The following is a 23,525-nucleotide window of genomic DNA, read 5'->3' as shown; positions in this document are numbered from 1 at the left end:
CTTGCTGCTCTCGGCGACCCCGCCGCCCGGTCCGCGCCCCGCCCAGGAGAGGCGGGTACGGGAGGAGGCGGCACGGCATCTCGGGCTGACTCCGCCCCGTACGCATCCCTCGGCCAGCATCACCTGGCTGGGCCCCGCGGCGTCCAATCCGGCGCTGGCCCACCGGATCGGCGGCGACCCCGCCGATCTGGCGGAGAGCCGGCGGTGGATCGAGGCGGCGGTGCGCCTGCCGCACTGGGGCAAGGCCCATATGCCCGACCACGACCTGGACGCGGGCTGGCTGCTGCACCATCTCTCGCTCGCCCTCCGGTGGATCGGTGACGAACTCCCGGACGGCGTACGGGCCCTGCTGCGGTACAAGCTGCTGCTCCAGGGGCGGCGGCTGTACGAGTTCGCGGTGGCGAGCGAGGGGCGCTGGTGGTCGTCGTCGTACTGGCAGAACCACAACTGGATCTGCTACGCGGGTCTGGCGACGGCCGGTTATGTGCTGGGCAAGGAGGAGTGGACCGAGCGCGCCAAGGAGAATCTGGGCACGGTCCTGGACCTGATGCCCGCGGACGGTTCGCATGCCGAGGGTGTCGTGTACTGGCGCTACGGGGTGCCGTTCCTCGCGGTCCATCTGGATCTCCTCCAGGAGGCCGAGGGCATCGACTGGTGGGACCGGGGCGGATTCCTGGCCAACACCTTCCGCTACCGGCTGCACCAGACGGCGCCCGGCTTCGCGTTCAACGTCGACCACGGCGACTGCCACGACCGGCGCAGCGGCCACAGCGCCGGGCTCTACTACCGCCTGGCCGCGCAGTACGGCATCCCGGAGGCGCAGTGGATGGGCGATCTGGCCTCGGGCGAACTGCTGTGGGCGGAGGCGGCGGAGAGCGGGGTACGGCCGGGCATCCTGCCGGAGGCGTACCTGGAGTACCTCTGGTACGACCCGTCCGTGGCGGCGGCACGGCCCACCGAGACCCGGGCGTTCTTCCCGGACCTGGGGCTGCTCGCGGCCCGGACCGGCTGGGAGGACGACGCCACGCTGGTGTCGTTCAAGGCGAGCCCCGGCGGTGGCCACGGTGCGTGGGAGACGAGTGAGAAGCACCGGGCGGAGCTGGGCTGGGAGACCCTGGACCAGGGGCATCACCACCCGGATTCGGGTTCCTTCGTGCTGGTCTCGCAGGGCGCGTTCCTCGCCGTGGACGAGGGGTACAGCAACCGCAAGCGGGCCGCGCACCACAATCTGCTGCTGGTGGACGGGCAGGGGTACGCCGATGAGGACCGCTACCACGTCTACCGGGACATTCCTCACGGACGTCAGGCCCGTCAGCGCGATGTGCTGGTGGAGGCCGGGGGCGGGTGGGCACACGCCACGGCCGCGATCGCCGCGATGTACGACCCCGCGCTGGGGGTACGCCGGCTGGACCGGACCCTGGTGTTCACCCCGGCGGGGCGGCTCGTCCTGCTCGACCTCGCCGAGGCGGACGAGGAGCGCGCGTGGACGTTCCTGCTCCAGACCGACCGGCCGACCGAGCCGCTGGCGGGCGGCGGGCGGCTGATCCGGTCGGGGGCGGCCACGGCCCTGGTCCAGCGGTTCGCGCCGTTGGACGCCTCCGTGAGCTGCGAGGTCACCGAGGTCGAGGCCAACCCGACGTCCAGTACGCCGGAGCTTCGTCTGACCCGCACCCTGCACACGCTGCGGGCCACGACACCCCGGTCCCGGGACGGGCTCTTCCTCACCACGATCACCCCGGGCGGGGCGGGCACGGCCGAAGCGGCCGTGTGCGAGGAGGGGCACGGCGTCATCTTCCGCGCGGAGGGCGCGGGCGGGGCGGGGCAGGACGCCGCGGAGCGTGTCTTCCTCTCCCCCGTCGCCCGCCGGATCCGCACCGCCGCGCTCTCCGCCGACGCCGCGGCCGTCCTCCTCGGCGGCGCGGACGCGCCGTACGTCGTGGCGGCCACCCGGCTGGAGCTGGAGGGCCGGCTCCTCCTCGATGTCACCGAGCCGTACACGGGAAAGGTCGGCTGAACCATGCGGGCAACCCTCTCCGCGCCGGAGCGCGCCCCCAAGTCGTCCGCCTGGCCGACACTGCTGCGCCGCCTGGAGTTCGTGGCGTATCCGGTTGCCGCCGGTGCCGCGTTCGCCGTGCTGGCGTTGGGTGTCGTGACGTGGCTGCCCGCGCTCGCCGCGATGGGGTCCGCTCTTCAGCGGTGGCGCGCGGAGGGGGACAGCCGCTGTTTCACCAACACCTTCACCGCGTTCGGGCGGTACTGGCGCGCGCTGTGGCGGCACGGACTCCTGTCCACCGCCGCGGCGGGCGTGCTGACCGCCAACATCGTCTACTTCCTGGGCCGTTCCGAGCCCTGGACGTTCGTGGTGCTCGCCGCCCAGGCGGGCATCGCGGCGGCGCTCGTCATCCACCACGTGGCGCTCGCCGCGCAGGCCGGCCTCAGTCCGGAGGATTCCCTCCGGACCTGGTCGCTCCGCGCGCTGGCGCTCGGCTTCGGGTCTCCGGCCCGGGGCACCGCACTGCTCGGCGCGGTGATCTCCGCCGTGCTGCTCTCCCTCGTCGTACCGCTGGGTCCGCTGCTTCTGGGCCCCAGCATCCCCGTACTGCTCGCTCTGTCCTTCGCGGATCCCAGGAGGCACACCCCATGAGCCGTGTCATGCGCACCACCCTCGCCGCGGCGCTCGCCGCAGGCGTCGCCCCGTTCGCCCTGCCCTCGCCGGCCGCCGCCGCCGAGGCGGCGAGCGCGTACTACGTCTCACCGTCCGGCAGCGACAGCAACGCCGGTACGTCGGCGGGCGCCCCGCTGGCCACGATCCAGAAGGCCGTGGATCTGGCCCCGACGGGTGCGGTCGTGAACCTCGCGGCCGGTACGTACAAGCAGGACGTCATCACCAAGCGCGCCGGAGTCACCATCACGGGCCCCTCGAACGCGGTGGTCAAGGGCGCCGGTGACGCCCGGATCATTCAGGTCCAGCACGACTCGACGACGCTGAGCGGCTTCACGGTGGACGGGCTGCACGGGTCGTCCACCGATGTGGCGGGCTACCGCCTCAAGCTCATATATGTCATGAGCACGACTCCGGGTAACGGTGTGGGCGCGCTCCGCGTCACCGGGATGACCCTGAAGAACGCCGCCGACGAGTGCCTGCGGCTGCGCTACCTCGTCACCGGCGCCGAGGTGGACGGGAACACCATCACCAACTGCGGTGTGGCCGACTTCAAGTTCGGCGGCGGCGGCAAGAACGGCGAGGGCATCTACCTCGGCACCGCCCCCGAGCAGCAGGGTGCCAACGGGGCCCCGGACGCCGCCGCCGACATCAGCAGGAACAACCGCATCCACCACAACACCATCGCCACCCAGGGCAACGAGTGCGTGGACGTGAAGGAGAACTCGACCAACAACTACGTCGAGTACAACGACTGCAGCGGCCAGAAGGACTCCAGCTCGGGCGGGCTGGACGCACGCGGCAGCGGCAACATCTTCCGTTACAACACCGTTCACGACAACACGGGCGCCGGCATCCGGCTCGGCGGTGACACCGCGACGGACGGCACGAACACCAGCGTCTACGGCAACACCATCACCGGCAACGCGGGCGGCGGCATCAAGTTCATGCGCACCCCGCAGAACGACGTCTGCACCAACACCATGAGCGGCAACACCGGCGGCAACGCGGTCGGCACCTACGGGGCCGAGTACAACCCGACCGGGGCGTGCCCCCAGTGACCGGCCGGGGGCCCGCGAGACGCGGGGTACTCCAGGCGGCCGCCGCCGGGGTGGCCGGGGCGGCCGCGGTGACACTCGCCGCTCCCACCGCCGACGCCGCTGACCGGACGGGTACGCGCCGCTCGCGCTGGACCACGTCCTGGGCGACCGCGCAGACCGCGCCGACGCCCACCGACACCGTGGCGAGCGCCGGCCTCACCGACGGCGATTTCACCGCTGTCCTGCGGCTGTCGGCGGGCGGGCAGGTACGGCTGCGGTACGGCAACGCCTTCGGCGCCGTACCGGTCCTGATCGGTCCGGTGACCGCGGGCGGACGCCCCGTGACGTTCGCCGGCCGCGCCCAGGCGTGGCTGGCCGCGGGCGCCTCGCTCACCAGTGACACGGTCGAGGGGCTGCGGGCCGCGGACGGCTCGCGGCTGACGGTGACGACCCGGCTGCCGGGTCCCACCGGGCCGCTGTCCTTCCACCGCAACACCCATGCGTCGCACACGGTCGACGGCGTCCGCACCACCTCCGTCTTCCTGCTGACGGGCGTCGAGACGACTGGGGCGCACGGACCGGCAGTCGCCGTCCTCGGCGACTCCATCGCGGAGGGCGTCGGGACCCCCGACGACGCCGATCTGCGCTGGCCCGACCAACTGGCCCGGCGGCTGCCCGGCTCGGCCGTCGCCAACCTCGGGATCAGCGGCAACCGGGTGCTGCTGGACGACGCCCGCTTCGGCCCCGGCGGCCAGTCCCGCTTCGACCGCGATGTGCTCTCGCTGCCGGGACTGCGCTCCGTGATCGTGCATCTGGGGATCAACGACCTCCAGCAGCCGCCCAGCCAGACCGACCCCGCGCTCGTCCTCGCCGGCTACCGGCAGCTGGCGCTGCGGGCCCGGGGCGCTGGGCTGCGGATCATCGGTTCCACCATCACCCCCTTCGAGGGGTGGATCCGCTGGACACCGGAGCTGGACACGGTCCGGCAGCGGATCAACCGCGCCGTACGCACCGGACGGCTCTTCGACGGCGTCGCCGACTTCGACGCCGCGCTGCGCGATCCGGCCCGCCCCGCACGCCTGCTGCCCGCGTACGACAGCGGCGACGGCCTGCATCCCACCCCCTCCGGCCATGCCGCGCTCGCCGCGGCCGTGGACCGCCGACACCTCCTGTGAGGGCCCGCATCATGAACCGAGGCACCACCCGAGGCACTTCCCCGACCACCCCCCGGATCACGCCCCCCGGCACCACCCGGCGCACCGTTCTCGCGGGCGCCGCCGCACTGGGCGCCGCCGCCGCGCTGCCGATGGCGCTCGGCGGCAGCGCGCAGGCGGCCACCGGGGACGCGGCAGCACTGCGCGTCCGCTGGCACACCCTGCTGACCGGCGGCCCCGGTCTCGACCAGAGCGACGCGCGGATCGCCGCCGCGGTCGCCCGGATCGGCCGGGCCGCGACCACCGCCGCCAAGGGCCTGGACCCCACCCGTACCGACGGGCTGTTCCCCGATCTGACCAGCACGACGCTCTCCAACCACGTCACCACCTCGTTCAAGCGGCTCGCCACGGCCGCGACCGCCTGGGCGGTCCCGGGCACCCCGCAGTACGGCGACACCGCGCTGCGCGATTCCCTGCTCGGCGGCATCGACTGGATGCTGACCCACCGCTACGGCCCCGAGCACACCCGGTTCGACAACGACTGGGACTGGGAGATCGGCTCCGCGCTGGCGCTCAACGACGCCTCGGTACTGCTGTACGACGTGCTCGGCGCCGAGCGGCTGACCCGGATCACCACCGCGGTGCGGCACTACACCCCGGACCCGAACCTCTGGCGGGCCGACCGGCAGATCGCGACCGGCGCCAACCGCGTCTGGATCTCCACCGTCGTCGCCGTCAACGCCGTGCTGCGCGACGACAGCGACGCGCTGGCCCGGGTCCGGGACGCTCTTTCGGACGTCGAGGGTTCCGGCGCCAACAGCGTCCTCGCCTTCAACGGCACCGGTGGCGCGGCCGGCACCGGCGAGGGTTTCTACTCCGACGGCTCGTTCCTCCAGCACTACAAGCACCCGTACAACGGCGGCTACGGCAAGGAACTGCTCAACAACCTCTCCCGGCTGCTGAACCTGCTGGCCGGTACGGCGTGGAAGGTCACCGACCCCGATCTCGACAACGTCCGCAGCTGGGTCGACGACGGTTTCGACCCCCTGATGACCCGCGGCGACATGATGGCCTCGGTCTGCGGCCGGGAGATCGCCCGGCCCAGCAAGCAGGGCCATGTCTCGGCGCAGACGGTCATCGAGGCGGTGCTGCGGCTGATCCCGAGCTTCCCCGGCGAGAGCGGCGAACGCTTCACCGCACTGGCCAAGCAGTGGATCGCCGAGGACACCTACCGCGACTTCCTCGCCGTCACCGACCTGGCCTCGCTGGTCGCCGCCCGGAAGGTGATCGACTCCGCCGTGCCCGCCCGCGGACCGCTGGTGGCGCACAAGCAGCACCCCCGGATGGACAAGGCGGCGCACCACAGGCCCTCGTTCGCGCTCGGCATCTCCGCGTACTCGACCCGGATCTACAACTACGAGTCGATCCAGAACGAGAACCTGCGCGCCTGGCACCTCTCCGACGGCATGGTGCTGCTGTACACGGACGACCTCGGGCACTACAGCGAGGACTACTGGCCGACCGTCGACCCCACCAGGCTGCCCGGCACCACCGTCATCGCGGGCCGGCCGGCGGACGCGGCGGGCCAGCGCACCACCAGCACGGCCGACTGGGCAGGCGGTACCGCGCTGCCCGGGACGACGCTCGGCGCCTACGGCATGGAACTGCGCGCGTTCGGCAGCACGCTGCACGGGCTGAAGAGCTGGTTCTGCCTGGACGATGTCATCGCGTGTGTCGGTTCGGGCATCACCGCGGACGCGGGCCGGGCCGAGACGGTGGTGGAGAACCGCAAGCTGCGCGACCCGAAGGCCGCGCTGCTGGTCAACGGTGCGGCGGCGCCCACCGACGCGGGCTGGTCGGCGCAACTGGACAAGGTGAAGTGGCTCCATGTCGCCGGCACCGGCGGTTATGTCTTCCCCACGGCCACCACGCTGCGGGGCCTGCGCGAGGAGCGCACGGCGACCTGGCGGGAGATCAACCTCAAGTACGGCACGGACACCCCGGTGACCCGCCCGTATCTGACGCTGTGGCAGGACCACGGCACCGCGCCGAGCGACGCGGGCTACTTCTACCTCCAGGCCCCGGCCGCCTCCGCCGAGCGCACGAAGCTGCTGTCGGCCGCCCCACCGGTGAAGCTGGTCGCGGACTCCACCGCCGTGCACGCGGTACGCCGCTGCGCGGACGGTCTGCTCGCCGCCAACTTCTGGACCGCGGGCACCGCGCAGGAGCTCAAGGCCGACGGTCCGGCCTCGGTGCTCGTGCGCCCGGCCGGGAAGACGGTGACGGTGTCGCTGTCCGACCCGACCCAGCTGCGGTCCTCCGTGGTCATCGAGCTGACCGGGCGGGGCCTGACGCTCGCCTCGTCCGACCCCGGGATCAGCGCCGCGCCCACCGCCGACGGCATCAGGATCACCGCCGACACCGCCGCGCACCACGGCGGGACCCTCAACCTCACCCTGAAGAGGAGCTAGACCCTTGCTGTTCGACATGCCCCTGGAGCGGCTGCGCGAATACCGGCCGGAGCCGCAGGAGCCGGCCGACTTCGACGCCTTCTGGGCGAAGACCCTCGCCGAGACGGAGCGGCACGGCCTCGACGCCGAGTTCGTCCCGTACGACGCCGGGTTCGCGACCGTCGACGTGTTCGACGTGACGTTCCGCGGCTGGGGCGGCCAGCCGGTGAAGGCCTGGCTGATGCTGCCCAGGGTCCGCTCGGGCCCGCTGCCCGCCGTGGTGCAGTACATCGGCTACAACGGCGGACGCGGCATCCCCTACTCCTGGCTGACCTGGAGCGCGCTCGGCTACGCGCACCTGATCATGGACAACCGGGGGCAGGGCGGCGGTGGCAAGCAGACCGCGGACACCCCTGACATCGGGCCCGAGGGACACGGCTCCTCCTCCCCCGGCTTCCTGACCCGGGGCATCGAGGACCCGTACAAGCACTACTACCGCCGGCTCATCACCGACGCGGTGCGGGCCGTCGACGCGGCGAAGGCCCATGAGGCCGTGGACTCCTCCCGGGTCGCGGTCCTCGGCGGCAGCCAGGGCGGCGGGCTCGCGCTCGCCGTCGCGGGGCTGCGCGACGATCTGGCGGCGGCGGTCGCCGATGTGCCCTTCCTCTGCCACTACCGGCGCGCCTCGCAGATCACGGACGCCGGACCGTACGCGGAGATCGCCCGCTGGCTGTCGGGGCACCGCTTCCGTGCCGAGGAGGCCATGGAGACGCTGTCGTACTTCGACGGGGTCAACTTCGCGGCACGGGCCACCGCTCCGGCGTGGTTCTCGGTGGGGCTGATGGACAAGATCTGCCCGTCCTCGACCGTGTTCGCGGCCTATCACCGCTACGCGGGACCCGCCGAGATCGAGGTGTTCACGTACAACGGGCACGAAGGCGGCGCGGAGTACGACCTGCCGCGCAAGCTCGGCGCGCTGCGGGGCGTGTTCGGCCGGTAGCGGGTCCGGCGGGTAGCGGGTCCGGCGGGGGCGGGCGTCCGGGGCGGTGCGGCGGGCATCGCCGCCGCGCCGGGCGTCCGCCCCCGCGGGCGCTTCCCGGCACGGTGCGCCGCGGCGTGCCGTGCCGGGAGCCGCGCCGTGCCGGGAGCCGCGCGGAGCGCGGGCGCCGCGGGCTCAGTGCCGCGGGAGACCGCTCTGCCCGCGTCGCGCGGCGACCGACCGGTACAGCTCCGCCGCCTCACCCGTCCGCCCGAGCTGTTCCAGGCAGTGCGCCTCGTCGTTCAGGCTGGCCAGGGCGTCGGGATGGTCCGCGCCCAGTACGCGGACGCGGGCCTCGGCGACCTCCCGGTAGACCGTGAGGGCCTCCGCCCAGCGGCCCAGCCAGCCGAGACCCACGGCGATCTCGCGGCGGCTGATGAGGGTGTCGAGGTGATCGGGGCCCAGCGTCCGTTCCCGGAGCGCGCACACCTCGCGCGCCTCGGCGAGCGCCTCCTCCCAGCGGGACATGCGCCCCAGGTTGACCCCGAGTCCGTGCCGGGCGCGCAGGGTCTCCGCGTCGGCGGGCCCGTTGATCCTGGTCCGGTCCGTGACCAGAGCGCGGTACAGCTCCAGGGCCTCCGCGCCGAGGCCCAGCCTGCCGAGGCTGATGCCGATCTCGTAGCGCGCGGAGAGGGTGTCGGGGTGATCGGCGCCGAGCGTGAGTGCGCGGGCCCGCGCCACCTCCCGGTACGTCGCCAGCGCGTCCTCCCAGCGCCCCAGCTGACCGAGGGTGTACGCCACTTCGTACAGGGTGACGAGGGTGTCGGGGTGCGCCGGGCCGAGCAGCCGGGCGCGGGCGTCCGCCACCTCCCGGGCCGTCCGGCAGGACTCCTCCAGGCGCCCGAGCCTGCTGAGGTTGTACGCCAGGTTGTGGCGGCAGCGCAGCGTGTCCGGGTGATCGTGGCCCATGGAGCGCTCACGGGAGGCGAGAACGGCCGCGTACACCTGGTGGGCGTCGAGGTGCCGGCCGAGCCTGCCCAGCACGTACGCGGTCTCCTGGCGGGCGGCCAGGGTCTCGGGATGGTCGGGGCCCAGGGTGCGTTCGCGGCCCTCGGCGACCCGGCCGAACTCCCGCAGGGCATCGGCGGCACGGTCCGTGCGGCTGAGGGCGAACCCGGTCTCGTACCGGCTGGCGAGCGTGTCGGCGTGATCGGGGCCGAGCGCCCGTTCACGCGCGACGGCGACGGCGCGGTGCACCTCGCCCGCCTCCTCCCACAGCCCTCGACGGCTCAGGGCGACACCCTCGCCGTGGCGTGCGGCGAGGGCGTCGAGCAGTCCGGGCGGGGGGCCGTCGCCGGGCAGGCCGGGCGGGTCGCCGTCCGAAGGGGACGGCAGGACGGTACCGGTCGTCCACTGCCCGGTCAGTCCGGCCGAGTGGTCGGGCGGGTGCGCGGCGTGCCGCAGCCCGCCGGTCGCCTTGTGGCCCGTGGTCATGTCGCGCGTCCAGGCCGGCAGGGCCGGCTCCCGGACGGCGGGCGGACGGGCCGGATGCGTGACCGGGACGGGCGGGGCCAGTGCCTGCGGGGTACGGGCCCGCGATGCCAGGTGGACCCGCCCGGGTACACCGGCGTACGGCTGCTCGCCGGTGCGCCCGAGCACGATCCTGCGGCGCAGGTCGCCCGCGTCGCTCGGCCGTCCGTCGGGTGTCTTGGCCAGCAGGTCGAGGACGACGCGGTCGAGGAAGCCCGGGAGTTCGGCGCGGTGGCTGCGCAGGGGCTCCGGCGGGGTGTCACGGTGTCCGACGAGGATGGACCAGGCGTCGTCCAGGTCGAACGGCGGTACACCCGTGGCGATCTCGTACAGCACACAGCCCAGCGAGTAGAGGTCGCTGCGGTGGTCCACCTGACCGCCGCTGATCTGCTCGGGCGACATGTAGTGCGGGGTGCCCATCGCGATGCCGGTGCCGGTGAGACGCGAGGTGAAGCCGATCTCCCGGCCGAGCCTGGCGATGCCGAAGTCGCAGATCTTCACCGTGCCGTCGGCGAGGCGCATGATGTTGGCCGGCTTGAGGTCCCGGTGCACGATGCCCTGCTGATGGGTGTATCCGAGGGCGTCGGCGACCTGTTCGGCGATGTCGACGACGTCCTCGACGGGCAGCGGGTGCTGTCGGTTCTCCTCCAGGAGCTGGCTCAGATTGCTCCCGTCCAGGAGCTCCATGACCAGGAAGAGCACACCCTCGTGCTCGCCGAAGTCATGGACGACGGTGACGCCGCGGTGCTGGAGCGAGGCGGCCACCCGGGCCTCGCGCCGGAAGCGTTCGCGCAGTATCCGGGTGAAGGACTGGTCGTGCTGGGATCCCACCGGCTTGAGGCACTTGACGGCGACCTGGCGCCCGAGCGACTCGTCCCGCGCCCGCCACACCTCGCCCATGCCACCGCGCCCGATCACATCGAGCAGCCGGTACCGGCTCTGGATCAGCCTGGTGTCCGCCATCGCCTGCTTCTCGCCCCCGTCGTTCCGCCTACGCCCGCGCCCTCCCCGGCCCCTCGTCCAGTATGGCTTCCTGTCTGCGGAGTTTGTACGGGGTGGGGCGGCTTCCGGGGCCGAGTCGTGCCATCGCCTTCGGAATGTGTCCGGGCGGCAGTCGCCAGCGCAGCCGTGCGGGGATGGCGCGCAGGGCGGTACCGGCGGCGCGCAGGCGGCGGTCGACGACGTCCGCGGGCGGCGCCGGACGGCCGTACAGCTCATGGGCGTACGAGGGCAGCGACTGGTAGGCGAGTGCCGCCACGCGCCGCCAGAGCAGCGCACGCGCCGGAACCAGCAGGGGAGGGACGGGAGGGTTGCACAGGAAGTCATCGATGTCCAACGCCTCCTTTCCTGCGGCGAGTTCGTGGCGCACCCGGTCGAAGTAGTCCGTGAGCCCGGCGGTGGAGGCCGGCACACGGTCCGGATCGAGTCCGACGAGACGGGCGCTGCGGCGGTGTTCGTCGACGTAGCGGTCGGCCAGGGCGTCGGTCAGCGGGTAGCCGGAGCGGCGTTCGACCTGGAGGTAGGAGTCGACCTCGGCGCAGTGCACCCACAGGAGCAGTTCCGGCTCGTCGATGCCGTAGCTCTCGCCGGTCGCCGGGTCGGTGGCCTTGAGGAGCCGGTGTATTTTGCGGACCCTGGCACCGGCCTTCTCGGCGGCGGGGGTGGTGCCGTAGGTGACGGTGCCGACGAACGAGGCGGTGCGCATCAGCCGCCCCCAGGCATCCTCACGGAAGTCGGAGTTCTGCGTGACACCCCGGACGGCGCGCGGGTGCAGCGCCTGGAGGTACAGCGCCCGCACTCCCGCGACCCACATCATCGGGTCGCCGTGCATCTGCCAGCTGACCGATCGGGGCCCGAAGAGCCCCGGGTCGATGTCGTCCATCCGCTTCTGCCTCCCGCTCGGTGACCCAGGTCTGGCGTTGGCACGTCCGTACACTGTCCCCCCTCGGGCACCCGGTGCGCGAGGGCCGCGCGGTGACGCGGGCGACGGGCCGGCCCTCAGCCGCGGCGGGCCACGGTGACGATCTCGCGGCTGTCCCCGGTGACGGGTCCCCGGTGCCAGTCGCCGTACTGCGCCTCGATCACGAAGCCCGCCCCGCCGAGGAACCGGCCGAGCGCCGCGACATCGAGGAACCTCAGGCTTTCGTGGAGCACGCGGAGCACGGTGCCGTCCGGCTCGGCCACCGTCCCGTGGAACGTGACCACATCACCGGTGACGGAATCGACCTCGTGCCAGTAGCGCAGGGCACGGCCGTCCTCGTGGACGACGTCGACGACGTCGTCCGGGTTCGCCGGGGTCCACCCCTCCCAGGCCCGTGCCCGCGGATGCCTGGTATCGAAGACGAAACGGCCGCCCCGGCGCAGCGTCCCGTGGATCGCGGTGAGCGAGGTGCGCACATCGTGATCGGTGAGCAGGTTCTGAAAGGCGTGACCGGTCATCGTCGCCAGCGCGAATCCGGCGCCGCTCCTCGCGTCCGCCGCGGTGCCCTCGGTCCACTCGACATCGGCCCGGCGCCGGGCCCGCTCCAGCGCGGCACGATCGGGGTCCAGCCCGGCGAGCCGGCCCCGATGGCCCCGCTCACGTGCGAGCCGCAGCATGGCCCCGGTGCCGCAGCCGATGTCCAGCACCGACTCCGCGTCCATGACCAGCGGGAAGAAGAAGCCGCCATCGGCCCGTCGAACGGGGTCCCACGGGTTCAGCACGTCATACAGCGCGGCAGCGTCGGCATCGGAGAACACCGCGACAGTGTCCGCCAAGTCCCTTGCCCCATCAAGCGATTACTCCGAGCGGGAGAGGGACCTGATCCGTGCTGACCGGCCGGTCGGAGACGACGGGGACTCCGGGTTGCCGTTCGACGCCCCCGGTGAATCCCCACCGCCATGCCGTGTCCCAGCCACGCGTTCCAGGTGGTCGGGATTCTCGCTGGTCAGAGCCTGTACCGGCGTTCCGGCGTTCCGGATCTCCGGCCTGCCGTAGTGGACGGAACCCCACATGGGACAGGCTGTGGCTCTTCCAAGTCCCCGCCGCGCCCGCAGCACTTGGCGTGGACGGGGCCGGCCGGTCACCGGCCGAGGACGTCACGACGCAGCCGCACAGGGAGTTCCCATGTCACCTCCACCTCTCCGGTTCCCCCCGCACGGAGTGCGTCCCGGATCGTCGGGCACGTCCCTCATCGGCCGTCGTCCACGTCCCGTACGGTCCCTGGTGGCGCTCTGGGCCGCACTGGGCTTCCTGGCGGCTCTCCTGGCCGCCGTGCCCACCGCGGCGCCGGCGGTGGCGGCCGGTAAATCTGTACCGCCGCCGGCGGCCGACCGGCAGAACAGGCAGCTGGTGACGGGCTCCTGGAACATGCAGGGGGGAAGCGACGGCATCGGATCGGTACCGGAGTCCCGGTGGAACACCGGCATCCGGACCATCCTGCGTGACGAGGTGGACGTGGCGACCCTTCAGGAGGCCGGTAACGCCCCTCCGGAGTCGTCCAACCCCAGCGACCGGGTCTTCGCCAATCCGAGTGTGACGGAGCACGTGTACCGGGTGGGCCCCGACGACCTCGTACAGATCTACTGGGGCCACATCGGCCAGCGGCGCAACGCGCTGGCGATCATGACCCGGGAGACCGTCCGCGACGCGGATCTGATCCTGGTGAACGGAGAACACGATTCCCGGCCGATTCTGGCCGTGCAGATCGGTGAGACCTGGTACTTCAGCGCCCACGCCCTGTCGGGAGGCGGCGTCGACGCGCCGGAGATCATCGACAGGGCGTACAACTTCGTCCGTCAGCGTTCACCGGGCGCGCCCTGGCAGGTGCTGGCCGACTTCAACCGGAATCCCGGGCGGATGCCCGCCCGGTTCCAGCGGCACATCGTACGTTCGAATCTGCCGACCCAGTACGGCGGCAACGAACTCGACTGGGCTCTCATCAGTAACGGGACCGACCGTACGGTCACCGCCGAGCGCAGAGCCACCGATTCCGATCACTACTACATCCGTTACACCTTCAACAGGGGGTGCCTCGCTCCACAGGCCGCCCGGAGCGAGACGGCTGCCGAAGAGTGCCTCGATCCGGTCGCCGGGCACACCTACTGGACCTATACCTCCTCCAGTAAATGGCCGGGCCATGCCATTTCGAGCGGAACCTTGTGGAACATTCCGCATGTGGAGGAGTTCGGCAAGGATGACGAGGACGCGATCGTCGAAGTCCTGTTCAGTGTCCGGCCGGACAGATATGTGCTGAAGACGCGGGACGGGTGCATCACACGTGACGAGTCCTCCGAGGACACCGCGTGGGGGGACTGCGATCAGGAGGCCGAGGCGGCGGACTGGGCGTTCTCCGACGGGAAGATCGTGGACCCCTATGCCAATGGGCCGAGCTTCCTCCAGCCGACCGCGCTCGGCGATCGGCCGGACTTTCCCTATCTGATCACCGCACCCGAGCCTCATGTGTGGTGGTTCGTGGAAACCGGCACGGGGGACCCCGGGGACGGGACCGGGAAGCCTGATATCCGATTGATGCCCGTGGGCGATTCGATCACCTTCGGTGTGGGGTCCTCGGACGGCAACGGCTACCGGGAGAAGCTGTGGGACCCGCTCGACGACCTGGAATTCCACCCGGATTTCGTGGGGTCGAACCATTCCGGGGACATGTCCGATCCGGAGCACAACGGGCATCGCGGATGGGTGATCGATGAGATCGCGGAGCCGGCGGCCCTGGACTCGCGGTCGATGCGCCCGAACGTGGTGACGCTGATGGCCGGTACGAACGACATCTACCGCAACGAGGATGTCGCGGGTGCTCCGGCCCGGCTGGGCAGGCTGATCGACCGGATGCAGTCGGGCTCACCGGGGGTGGCGATCGCGGTGGCGACGCTGGTGCCGGTGAAGGACGATCCGGCGGCGCAGGACCGGCGCAACGCCTACAACGAACAAGTGCGGTCACTGGTGGAGGCCCGGCAGAACCAGGGGCAGAAGATCGTGCTGGCGGAGCTGGGGCCGATGACGGACTCGATGCTCCTGGACCAGCTGCACCCGAACGACGACGGCTACACCTACATGGCGGACCGGTTCGTGGAGGCGGTCATGAAGATGGTGGAGCTGCGCTGGGTGGCCGAACCGGCGGACCCCGGGGACGGCGGCGACCCCGACATGTGCGTGAAGAATCCCGGTGGGGGCTGGTCCGAGCTGGGCCGGATCGCGCAGGGACCGATCCCCGCCGACAGTGCCACCGCCGGAGTGAAGGGCAGTGTCCGGCTCGCGGACTTCGACGGAAACGGCCGGACCGACTACGCGGTCCTCACCGACACGGGCGCCGTGTATCTGTGGACGAGGACCGCGGACGGCTGGGAGGACCGGGGCAAGGTCGCCGAGGGCAACGGGGCGGCCGGCCGAGGGGGGACCGTACGCCTGGCCGACCTCGACAAGGACCACGACGCCGACTATCTGGCGGTCCACGAGAACGGCGCGGTCGAGGCGTTCCGCAACGACGGGGTCCGGGAGCACGGCAACAGCGGGTGGCATTCGATGGGCCTCGTCGCCGAGGGCACCGGTCACGGCGGCGGCGCGGAAGTCCGGTTCGCCGACATCGACGCGGACGGCGACGCCGACTATCTCCTCGTGCACGACGACGGATCGGTCGAGGCGTGGCTCAACGACGATGTCCTCGTCAACGGCAAGAGCGCCTGGACGAAGCTGGGGGTGATCGCGGCCGGGACCGGCAACCCCGGTTCGAAGGTCCGGCTGGCCGACCTGGACGGGGACGCGGACGCGGACTATCTGGTCGTCCACGAGGACGGGCGGACGGAGGCCTGGCTCAACGACGATGTCGCCGGGAAGCTGGGCAAGGGCTGGACACCGATCGGGAAGATCGCGGCCGGCACCGGACCGGGCGGCCCGGCGGTGCGGTTCGCCGACTTCGACGCCGATGGGGATGCCGACTACTTCGTGGTCGGTTCGGCCGGTACGGCGACCGTGTGGGAGAACCTCGACGTCGCCACGCGGCCCGACAAGGCGAACGGCTTCAAGAAGGTGGGTGTCTACGGCCGGCACATGCTCGACGCCGCCGCGAAGGCAAGAGTCGTGCGCTTCGCGGACCTCGACGGTGACGGGGACGACGACTACCTCCTCGTCGGGCCCAGGGGCGAGGTCGAGGCCTGGCGCAACGACGACGTCGGCACGAAGGGCACGAACGCCTGGATCAAGGTGGGCAAGGTCGCCGAGGGCGTCTCCCCGGGCGAGCACGAGCGCGTCGTGTTCGCCGACTACGACGGTGACCGCCGCGACGACTACCTCGTCGTGGACGACACCAACGGCCGCGTGCGGGGCTGGCACAACGACGGTGTCTTCAGCAAGGGCATCACCGCCTGGACCGGGGTGGGCGTCATCGCCCAGGGCCCCACGGGGGCGGGTGAGCGCGAGGTGCAGTTCGCCGACATCGACGGTGACGGGGACGACGACTACCTCCTCGTCTCCGCGGACCACTCCGTGCACGGGTGGCAGAACAAGGGCACCGATGCCCCCGGCGGTGGCGGCTGGGCCCTGCCCGCCCTGATCGCCCGGCCGAAGGACTCCGTCCCCGCCCAGCAGCGGACCGTCTTCGCGAGCATGACGTGCGACGACCGCGCCGACTACGTCCTGCGCGATCCGGACCGTGACAACGCCCTCTACAGCTGGCGGAACCTCGGCGGCTTCGACAACGAGTGGTCCAGCAAGAAGAAGATCGCCTACGGGGTGGCGATGAGCTTCCCCGTGGAGAACCATCTCGCCGACCTCGACGGTGACGGGCTGGACGACTACCTCGTCGTCGACCCGAAGAACGGCGCCGCACGCGCCTGGCTCAACAACGGCGGCAACCAGGCGGCCCCGTAGCAGCGGTCCCCCGTACGTCCCGCACACGGGCGTCCCCGGAGGTCCGTACTCCGGGGACGCCCGCCATGTCCCGGATCCCGGCCCCTGTCCCGGGGTGCGGTCATGACAGCACTCGTATAAGGCCGTTGGCGGGAGGGGCCGTGCGTACGGCTCTGCCTCGTGTTCTCCTTCCGGTTCTCCACGGCCTGAAGCCCGTCGTCGGCCCCGGGGCGGGCCGGTCCGGCCGCGCCGCGGCCGGCTCGTCGTTCGGAGAAGGCCTCGCCGCACGCGTTCACCGCCGTACCCGCGGCATCCCGAGGCCGATCCACGAGATGATCTCCCGCTGGATCTCGTTGTTGCCCCCGCCGAAGGTGAAGATGACGGCGGACCGGTAGCCGCGTTCGAGCTCGCCGTGCAGGACGGCGCCCGCCGAGCCCTCCTTGAGCGGCCCCGCCGAACCGACGACCTCCATCAGCCAGGCGTACGCGTCGCGGCGCGCCTCGGAGCCGTACACCTTGACGGCGGAGGCGTCCTGCGGGGTGAGGGTGCCGTCCTGGAGGGCGGAGACCATCTGCCAGTTGAGGAGCTTCATCGCGTCGAGCCGGGTGTGGGTGCGGGCCAGCAGGGCCCTGACCCAGCCGAGGTCGACGACCCGGCGGCCGTCGGCCAGCTTGGTGTCGAAGGCCCAGCGCTGGACGTTGTGCAGGGCGCGGACGGCCATGGTGCCGTGGGCGGCGAGGGTGACGCGTTCGTGGTTGAGCTGGTTGGTGATGAGCCGCCAGCCCTTGTTCTCTTCGCCGACGCGACGCGAGACGGGGACCTCGATGTTCTCGTAGTAGCTGGCGGTGGTGTCGTGCGAGGCGAGGGTGTTGATCAGGGTGCAGGAGTAGCCGGGGTCGCTCGTCGGGACCAGCAGCATGGTGATGCCCTTGTGCGGCGGGGCGTCGGGGTCGGTGCGCACCGCGAGCCAGACCCAGTCGGCGGTGTCGCCGTTGGTGGTCCAGATCTTCTGTCCGTCGACGATGTAGCGGCCGGTCTTCTCGTCCCCCTCGCGGACGGCCCGGGTCCGGAGCGCGGCGAGGTCGGTGCCCGCGTCGGGTTCGCTGTAGCCGATCGCGAAGTCGATCTCCCCCGAGAGCACCTTCGGCAGGAAGTACGCCTTCTGTTCGTAGGTACCGAACTGCATGATCGTCGGTCCGACGGTGTTGAGGGCCATCAGCGGCAGCGGTACGCCGGCCTGGGCGGCCTCGTCGAAGAAGATGAACTGTTCCATCGGGGACAGCCCGCGTCCGCCGTACTCCTGGGGCCAGCCGACACCGAGCCAGCCGTCGGTGCCGAGCCGGCGGACGGTCTCGCGGTAGAAGCGTTTCTGGGCGGCGGGCTCCGCGTAGCGCGCATAGGCGTTGTCGGGAACCAGGCCGGCGAAGTACGTGCGCAGTTCGGCGCGCAACTGCTGCTGCTCAGACGTGTATTCGAGGTGCACGGCCCCTCCAGAGTCTCGCGTTCGCGTCGCCCGTGTGCGGCGGCGCACACAGTAGAACGTGTTGCAAGAATCCGGAAGGGCGATGGACGGGCGAGGACCGGGAGCATGGAGGTTCCGCGGTCCTCGGGCCGCCGTCAGCGCTTGACGGCGCGCAGGACGACGAACTTCGGGTCACCGGCCACGGTGGAGCAGTTGCCGAAGATACGGCGCAGCTGGGTGTGGTGGCCGAGGTGGCGGTTGCCGACGACCCAGAGTTCGCCGCCCTGCCGCAGCGCGGTGCGGGCGCCGTGGAACATGTTCCGGGCGGTCGCGTCGGTGGTGGCCAGATGGGAGTGGAAGGGCGGATTGTTGAGCACCAGGTCCACACTGCCCGGGGCGAGGTCCGCGAGGCCGTCGCCGACGATGAAGTCGGCCTTGGCATCGGCCGGCGCGTTGGCCCGGAAGGTGGCCTCGGCCGAGGCCACCGCCTGGCAGGACTCGTCGATGAAGGTGACGGCCGACTCGGGGTTGCCGAGCGCGGCGGACAGACCGAGCACCCCGTTGCCGCAGCCCAGGTCGACGACGTGCTCGGGGCCGCTCCGCGCGGGCAGATGAGCGAGGAAGAAGCGGGTGCCGATGTCGAGGCGTTCGGCGCAGAAGATCCCCGCGTGGTTGGTCACGGTCCGGCCGGAGACGGCGCCGACGTCGGCGGGCAGGTCGTAGCGGTACGGCCAGGGACTGGGCACCGGGACCCGGTCCGGGTCGGGGGTGCAGAGAATCAGGCGCGCCTTCTTCACCGCGAGTGAGGTACGGGTCGGCCCGATGATCCGCTCGAAGAGCTTGAGCGTGGAGGTGTGGATCTCCTTGACCATGCCGGTGCCGATGACCACGGTGCCCGCGTGGACGGCGGGCGCCAGCCGGTGCAGCTGGTCCTCCAGGAACGCGAGGCTCTTGGGCACCCGCACCAGCAGGACGTCGATCCGGTCCGGCGGGGTGTCGCGGGAGGACAGCAGCCCCACCCCGTCCGCGTCGGCGCCGTTGCGGGCGAGGTTCGCCAGGGTGGCGCGCCGGGCGAGATACGAGTCGGTGATCTGTACGGGGTGCTCGCCGGCGAGCGCCGTGGTCAGGGCGCCCCAGCGGTCGCCCACGACGACGACCGTGCCGGAAAGGTCCACGGGCGCCCCGGTGCCGGGGTCCGCCAGTTGCCGCAGCAGATACTCATCGGCGGCGTCCCACGCGCGGAACGGGTCGCGCGGGTGCTCGGGAAAGCGGGCGAGGTCGAGAACGCCCTGTGACGTCGTCAAACGGTTCATTGTGCGCTCAGGCTAGCCGAGCGCCGGGGAAACATCCGGGGGCGCCCCACACGCCCCCGGATGTCCCGCGTCCCCCGTACCGGCCCGTCCCCCGCCCCGGCCGTTACGGAAGCCGCTTGTCGATGGCGGACCGCCCCTCGGCGGCCAGCTTGCGCCGTGCCCACTCCAGCGTCTGCGGGGTCAGGTCCCGCCCCGAGGCGAGCACCAGGTCCTCCGCCGTCGGCTGATCACTCCCGCCCGTGTGCAGCAGCCGGTCGGGAGTCACCCCCTGCCCCTCGGGCACGGCCGTGGTCACGGATACGGATTCGGGCTCTTCGCTCATGCCGCCTCCTCGTCCTTGCGGCAATTCTCGCTCCGCGCGGGCGTGGCCGCATCCGAGAACGGAAGGGTCCCGGCCGCTTCCCGGGGCGCCGCCCGCCGCGCCCTCACTTGACCTGCACATGATAGGTACGCAGCGTTCACACACGGGTCACTGTGCGTGTGGAAGGCTCCCGGCTGACCACACACCACACCACGACCGCGGCACCGCCTCCACCCAGTGGCGGCGTCGTGGCACCCGTGTTTCCGGAGAGGACACCCCACATGTCCCGTCGTCATCTGTTCTACGCGCGTCCACTGCTGGCCACCGCGGCCACCGTGGCCGTGCTCGCGGGCACCGCTGCCGCCGCGCCCGCCCAGGCCCTGCCGGACCGGGCGGCAGCCTCGTCCGCCGCCCTCGACGACACGTACTACCAGGACGCCCTCGGCAAGACGGGCACCGAGCTCAAGGGTGCCCTGCACACGATCATCAGCGACCAGACCAAGCTCTCCTACAGCCAGGTGTGGACCGCCCTCAAGGACACCGACGAGGATCCCGCCAACTCCTCCAACGTCATCCTTCTCTACACCGGGCGCTCCCAGTCCAAGAACGACAACGGCGGCAACACGAACCAATGGAACCGGGAGCACGTCTGGGCCAAGTCGCACGGCGACTTCGGCACCGCGACCGGTCCGGGCACCGACATCCACCACCTGCGCCCGACCAACGTGAAGGTCAACTCCACCCGCGGCAACAAGGACTTCGACAACGGCGGGAGCGAGCTCGGCGACGCGCCGGGCAACTACACCGACAGCGACTCCTTCGAACCGCGCGACGCGGTCAAGGGCGACGTCGCCCGCATGATCCTCTACATGGCGGTGCGCTACGAGGGCGACGACTCCTTCGCCGACCTCGAACCCAACGAGCGGGTCGGCAACGGCTCGGCCCCGAACATCGGCAAGCTGTCCGTACTGAAGCAGTGGAGCCAGGAAGACCCGCCGGACACCTTCGAGAAGCGGCGCAACGACGTCATATTCGACCAGTACCAGCACAACCGGAACCCGTTCATCGACCACCCCGAGTGGGTCGAGGCCATCTGGTAGAAGAACCGTTCCGGCACACTCCCCCGGCGCGGGCGGGCATCCGCCTCACCTCGCCGGGGGTGTGTCCGGCGCGTACGCGCACCGCTGGACGGCCTCCTCCCGGGAGGCGTAGCGCGGCAGGTCCTGCCCGGTCCGCTCGCGGACGAGGTCCGGCGGACCGAGGCGGTCCGCCGGGTCGACGACCGCAGCGCGCCGTCCGTCGTCCGCGAGCCGGCGCAGTCCCGAGTGCAGCGTCGCCAGGGCCACCGAGTCGATGGAGGTGACATCGCTCAGGTCGAGCACGACGGAGCCGCTCCGGTCCGGTCCGGACTCGTCCAGGGCGTACAGCACCCGTTCCGCGGCGGGGAAGTCGAGGGCACCCTGCGCGGCCACGACCCCCACCCGTTCGCGCAGGGCGCGCTCGCGGCCGCCGGCGGGCGCCGAGGGAAGATCGTCGGCGGTGGTGACGAGGGCGATGGTGGAGCCGGGCAGCGCCGGATTGTTCATGAGGTGGAGTCCGAGCCGCCGCGACAGCGCGCCGAGCGCGGCGCGACCGCGGACCGATGTGCCGGACGCGTCCAGCGGCGGACTGTAGGTGGCCAGGCCGAATCGCGCCGGACCCGCCGCGATCAGACCTCCCGACACGCCACTCTTGGCCGGCAGCCCGACCCTCAGCAGCCAGTCCCCGGAGGAGTCGTACATCCCGCAGGTGGCCATGACGGCGAGCACCTGCGCCGCCACCCGCGCCGAGACCACGGTGTCGCCCGTGTACGGATTGACGCCGCCATGGGCCAGGGTCGCGGCCATCGTGGCGAGATCGACGGCGGTGGCCCGCACGGCGCACTGCCGGAAGTACGTCTCCACCGCCGCCACGGGGTCGACGGGCAGGGTTCTGGCGCTGCGCAGCAGATAGGCGAGCGCGCGATTGCGGTCCCCCGTCGCCGCCTCGGAGGCGTACACCTCCTCGTCGACGTCCAGCGGCCGTCCGGCGAAGCGGCCCAGGCAGCCCAGGATCCGGTCGAACGCGGGCCCGTCCGGGCCGTCGGGGACCAGTGCGGTGGTGACGATGGCACCGGCGTTGACCATGGCGTTGGCGGGCCGTCCGGTCACCGGTTCCAGACTGATGGCGTTGAAGGCCTCGCCGCTCGGTTCGGCGCTCACCCAGCGGCCCACCTCGTCGAGGCCGAGGAGGGACAGGGCGAGCGCGTAGACGAAGGGCTTGGAGACCGACTGGAGGGTGAAGGGGACATCCGCCTCCCCCGTGCTGTAGCGGTGCCCGTCCATGCTGACCAGGGCCAGCCCGAAGGCGTCCGGGTCGGCGAGCGCCAACTGCGGGATGTAGTCGGCCGGTTCTCCCTCGCGTACGCCGATGAACTCGGCCCGCAGGACACGCAGCGCGCCGGTCACGGCATCGGCGGCGCTCACGTCGCGGGGCTCTGCGGGGAACTGTTCCGGTTCACGGACCCTCCGTCCGTCCAGGGCCATACCACCGACCACCAATTCGCCCATATTAGGTTCAAAAGGTATGAATTGACTCGTTGATTCACCCGCTCCATCCGGGAGCGGGGGCGAGCCCCCGGAGGGAACGATGGATACGGACGCCCTGACCGCCGGTCTGTTGCAGGAGCTGCGGGCGACCAGGCCCTATCCGGCCGTGTCCCTGACCATGCCGACCCATCGGCGGGCGCCGGACAACGCCCAGGACGCGGTGCGGCTGCGCAATCTGGTGGCGGAGGCCGGCGGCCGGCTGGACGCCGATCCGCGGGTGACCCGTGAGGCCGCCGCCGCCGTCAAGGGGCAGCTGGACCGCGCGGTCGCCGAGGTGGACCCGCGCCGGGCGCTGGACTCCCTGGTCATCCTGGCCACGGCCGAGGAGTACCAGATCTGGCAGCTGCCCCGTACCGCACCCGAAAGGGTGGTTCTGAGCGACACCTACCTCACCCGCAACCTCGTGGCCGCGAAGGCCCAGGCGCGACCGTTCTGGGTGCTCACGGTCGCCGGCGACCACGCGGCCCTGTGGAGCGGCACCACGGACGGCGTCCGTCCCCAGGAGCGGGGCGGGTTCCCGCTGACCGCCCCCAAGGAGCCCCCGAACCCGCAGCGCGAGGAGCGGATCGGCGACACCCCGAGCACCTTCAGCGACGAGGAGACCCGGCAGTTCCTGCGGACGGTCGACGAGGCGCTGCGCGGAGTGCTCGCCGCCGACCCGCGCCCCCTGTACCTCTTCGGTCTGGCACCCGCGCTCGCCCTGTTCGACGAGGTGGGCGAGTGCGGCAGGTCGGCCGCCGGCCGGGTCACCAAGGGGGCGCCCGCCGACATCCCGCCGGCCGAGCTGCTCAAGGAGTTGCGTCCCGCCCTGGAGGAAGGGGCCGGGCAGCGGGCGGCCGAGATCGACACCAGGCTCGACCACGCACGTGGCAGCCGCGCGTTCGCCGGCGGACTCGACGAGGTGTGGACGGCGGTGCGGGAGGGCCGCGCCGGGCTCGTCGCGGTCGAGGAGCACGTCCAGCGGACCGTCAGGGTCACCGACGATCATCTGGAGCCGGTGAGCGGGGACGAGAGCGCGCGGGCGGCGGACGGACAGGTGCGCGAGGACATCGTGGACGAGCTCGTCGAGGCGGCCCTGGACAACGGCGCCGATGTCGTGTTCGTCGCCGACGACTCCCTCGCCGAGCACGGCCGGATCGCCGCGGCCCTGCGCTACTGAGGCCCGG

The 23,525-nt window shown here is 71.8% G+C and carries 16 protein-coding genes; 9 read left to right on the top strand and 7 right to left on the bottom strand.

Going from position 1 to position 23,525, the window contains the following annotated elements; genetic code table 11:
- Position 1 precedes the first annotated feature (1 nt).
- From ABT170_RS23095 to ABT170_RS23070, 6 genes are read left to right on the top strand one after another with little or no spacing between them, the layout of a single operon-like run.
- Positions 2-2,014 carry a hypothetical protein gene (locus ABT170_RS23095; protein WP_329945090.1) on the top strand — a complete coding sequence of 671 codons (2,013 nt, stop codon included), beginning with the start codon at positions 2-4 and terminating at the stop codon, positions 2,012-2,014.
- A gap of 3 nt (positions 2,015-2,017) precedes the next feature.
- Positions 2,018-2,644, top strand: coding sequence for a DUF624 domain-containing protein (locus ABT170_RS23090; RefSeq protein WP_329945091.1), 627 nt, complete (start codon positions 2,018-2,020; stop codon positions 2,642-2,644).
- Positions 2,641-3,723: a DUF1565 domain-containing protein gene (locus ABT170_RS23085; protein WP_329945092.1), complete on the top strand. Its 1,083-nt coding sequence runs from the start codon at positions 2,641-2,643 to the stop codon at positions 3,721-3,723. The genes ABT170_RS23090 and ABT170_RS23085 overlap by 4 nt, the downstream gene beginning before the upstream one ends.
- Positions 3,711-4,877, top strand: coding sequence for an SGNH/GDSL hydrolase family protein (locus ABT170_RS23080; RefSeq protein ID WP_502970557.1), 1,167 nt, complete (start codon positions 3,711-3,713; stop codon positions 4,875-4,877). Before ABT170_RS23085 ends, ABT170_RS23080 begins: the two co-directional genes overlap by 13 nt.
- 11 nt (positions 4,878-4,888) lie before the next feature.
- Entirely contained in the window at positions 4,889-7,327 is a 2,439-nt protein-coding gene (locus tag ABT170_RS23075; protein ID WP_329945094.1) for a polysaccharide lyase 8 family protein, read from the top strand.
- Between the two features lie 4 nt (positions 7,328-7,331).
- A complete protein-coding gene (locus tag ABT170_RS23070) occupies positions 7,332-8,306 on the top strand; it encodes an acetylxylan esterase (RefSeq protein WP_329945095.1) in 975 nt (324 codons plus the stop codon).
- Positions 8,307-8,480: 174 nt separating this feature from the next.
- Here ABT170_RS23070 and ABT170_RS23065 read toward each other — a convergent pair whose 3' ends face one another.
- From ABT170_RS23065 to ABT170_RS23055, 3 genes are all read right to left on the bottom strand, one after another.
- Positions 8,481-10,778 (bottom strand): serine/threonine-protein kinase, encoded by a 2,298-nt coding sequence (locus ABT170_RS23065; RefSeq protein WP_351870291.1) that lies wholly within the window; start codon positions 10,776-10,778, stop codon positions 8,481-8,483.
- A 28-nt stretch (positions 10,779-10,806) separates the two neighbouring features.
- The gene (locus ABT170_RS23060) at positions 10,807-11,697 is read right to left on the bottom strand and encodes an oxygenase MpaB family protein (RefSeq protein WP_329945097.1); all 891 of its coding nucleotides are present in this window, start codon (positions 11,695-11,697) and stop codon (positions 10,807-10,809) included.
- Between the two features lie 116 nt (positions 11,698-11,813).
- The gene (locus ABT170_RS23055) at positions 11,814-12,572 is read right to left on the bottom strand and encodes a class I SAM-dependent methyltransferase (RefSeq protein WP_502970556.1); all 759 of its coding nucleotides are present in this window, start codon (positions 12,570-12,572) and stop codon (positions 11,814-11,816) included.
- A 349-nt stretch (positions 12,573-12,921) separates the two neighbouring features.
- On the opposite strand from ABT170_RS23055, the gene ABT170_RS23050 reads away from it, so the two are divergent.
- Positions 12,922-16,677, top strand: a complete 3,756-nt coding sequence (locus ABT170_RS23050) for an FG-GAP-like repeat-containing protein (protein WP_351870286.1) — start codon at positions 12,922-12,924, stop codon at positions 16,675-16,677.
- 271 nt (positions 16,678-16,948) lie between these two features.
- Here ABT170_RS23050 and ABT170_RS23045 read toward each other — a convergent pair whose 3' ends face one another.
- The 3 genes from ABT170_RS23045 to ABT170_RS23035 form a co-directional block, all read right to left on the bottom strand.
- A complete protein-coding gene (locus ABT170_RS23045) occupies positions 16,949-18,139 on the bottom strand; it encodes an acyl-CoA dehydrogenase family protein (protein ID WP_351870283.1) in 1,191 nt (396 codons plus the stop codon).
- 134 nt (positions 18,140-18,273) lie between these two features.
- Positions 18,274-19,431, bottom strand: coding sequence for a methyltransferase (locus ABT170_RS23040; protein ID WP_351870280.1), 1,158 nt, complete (start codon positions 19,429-19,431; stop codon positions 18,274-18,276).
- 103 nt (positions 19,432-19,534) lie between these two features.
- Positions 19,535-19,753: a hypothetical protein gene (locus ABT170_RS23035; protein ID WP_266928737.1), complete on the bottom strand. Its 219-nt coding sequence runs from the start codon at positions 19,751-19,753 to the stop codon at positions 19,535-19,537.
- Positions 19,754-20,013: 260 nt separating this feature from the next.
- Between ABT170_RS23035 and ABT170_RS23030 the strand changes: the two genes are divergently transcribed.
- Positions 20,014-20,832 carry an endonuclease I family protein gene (locus ABT170_RS23030; RefSeq protein ID WP_329945101.1) on the top strand — a complete coding sequence of 273 codons (819 nt, stop codon included), beginning with the start codon at positions 20,014-20,016 and terminating at the stop codon, positions 20,830-20,832.
- Positions 20,833-20,877: 45 nt separating this feature from the next.
- Here the strand turns inward: ABT170_RS23030 and glsA are convergent, their stop codons facing one another.
- Entirely contained in the window at positions 20,878-22,236 is a 1,359-nt protein-coding gene (gene glsA, locus ABT170_RS23025; protein WP_329945248.1) for a glutaminase A, read from the bottom strand.
- Between the two features lie 163 nt (positions 22,237-22,399).
- Here glsA and ABT170_RS23020 point away from each other — a divergent pair, with 163 nt between their 5' ends.
- Complete coding sequence (locus tag ABT170_RS23020; protein WP_351870275.1) at positions 22,400-23,518, top strand: baeRF3 domain-containing protein; 1,119 nt, start codon at positions 22,400-22,402, stop codon at positions 23,516-23,518.
- The last annotated feature ends 7 nt before the right edge of the window (positions 23,519-23,525 follow it).

The sequence above is a fragment of the Streptomyces sp. NPDC001787 genome (assembly GCF_040297465.1).
Taxonomy (GTDB): Bacteria; Actinomycetota; Actinomycetes; order Streptomycetales; family Streptomycetaceae; genus Streptomyces.
Note: the sequence above shows the minus strand (reverse complement) of the source record. Positions and strands in the feature narration are given on the sequence as shown.

What these genes read in the sequence shown, in the direction of transcription:
- ABT170_RS23090 (WP_329945091.1), top strand. Translation starts at nt 2,018, where the DNA reads ATGCGGGCAACCCTCTCCGCGCCGGAGCGCGCCCCCAAGTCGTCCGCC.
- ABT170_RS23085 (WP_329945092.1), top strand. Translation starts at nt 2,641, where the DNA reads ATGAGCCGTGTCATGCGCACCACCCTCGCCGCGGCGCTCGCCGCAGGC.
- ABT170_RS23075 (WP_329945094.1), top strand. Translation starts at nt 4,889, where the DNA reads ATGAACCGAGGCACCACCCGAGGCACTTCCCCGACCACCCCCCGGATC.
- ABT170_RS23065 (WP_351870291.1), bottom strand. Translation starts at nt 10,778, where the DNA reads ATGGCGGACACCAGGCTGATCCAGAGCCGGTACCGGCTGCTCGATGTG.
- ABT170_RS23060 (WP_329945097.1), bottom strand. Translation starts at nt 11,697, where the DNA reads ATGGACGACATCGACCCGGGGCTCTTCGGGCCCCGATCGGTCAGCTGG.
- ABT170_RS23050 (WP_351870286.1), top strand. Translation starts at nt 12,922, where the DNA reads ATGTCACCTCCACCTCTCCGGTTCCCCCCGCACGGAGTGCGTCCCGGA.
- ABT170_RS23040 (WP_351870280.1), bottom strand. Translation starts at nt 19,431, where the DNA reads ATGAACCGTTTGACGACGTCACAGGGCGTTCTCGACCTCGCCCGCTTT.
- ABT170_RS23035 (WP_266928737.1), bottom strand. Translation starts at nt 19,753, where the DNA reads ATGAGCGAAGAGCCCGAATCCGTATCCGTGACCACGGCCGTGCCCGAG.
- ABT170_RS23030 (WP_329945101.1), top strand. Translation starts at nt 20,014, where the DNA reads ATGTCCCGTCGTCATCTGTTCTACGCGCGTCCACTGCTGGCCACCGCG.
- ABT170_RS23020 (WP_351870275.1), top strand. Translation starts at nt 22,400, where the DNA reads ATGGATACGGACGCCCTGACCGCCGGTCTGTTGCAGGAGCTGCGGGCG.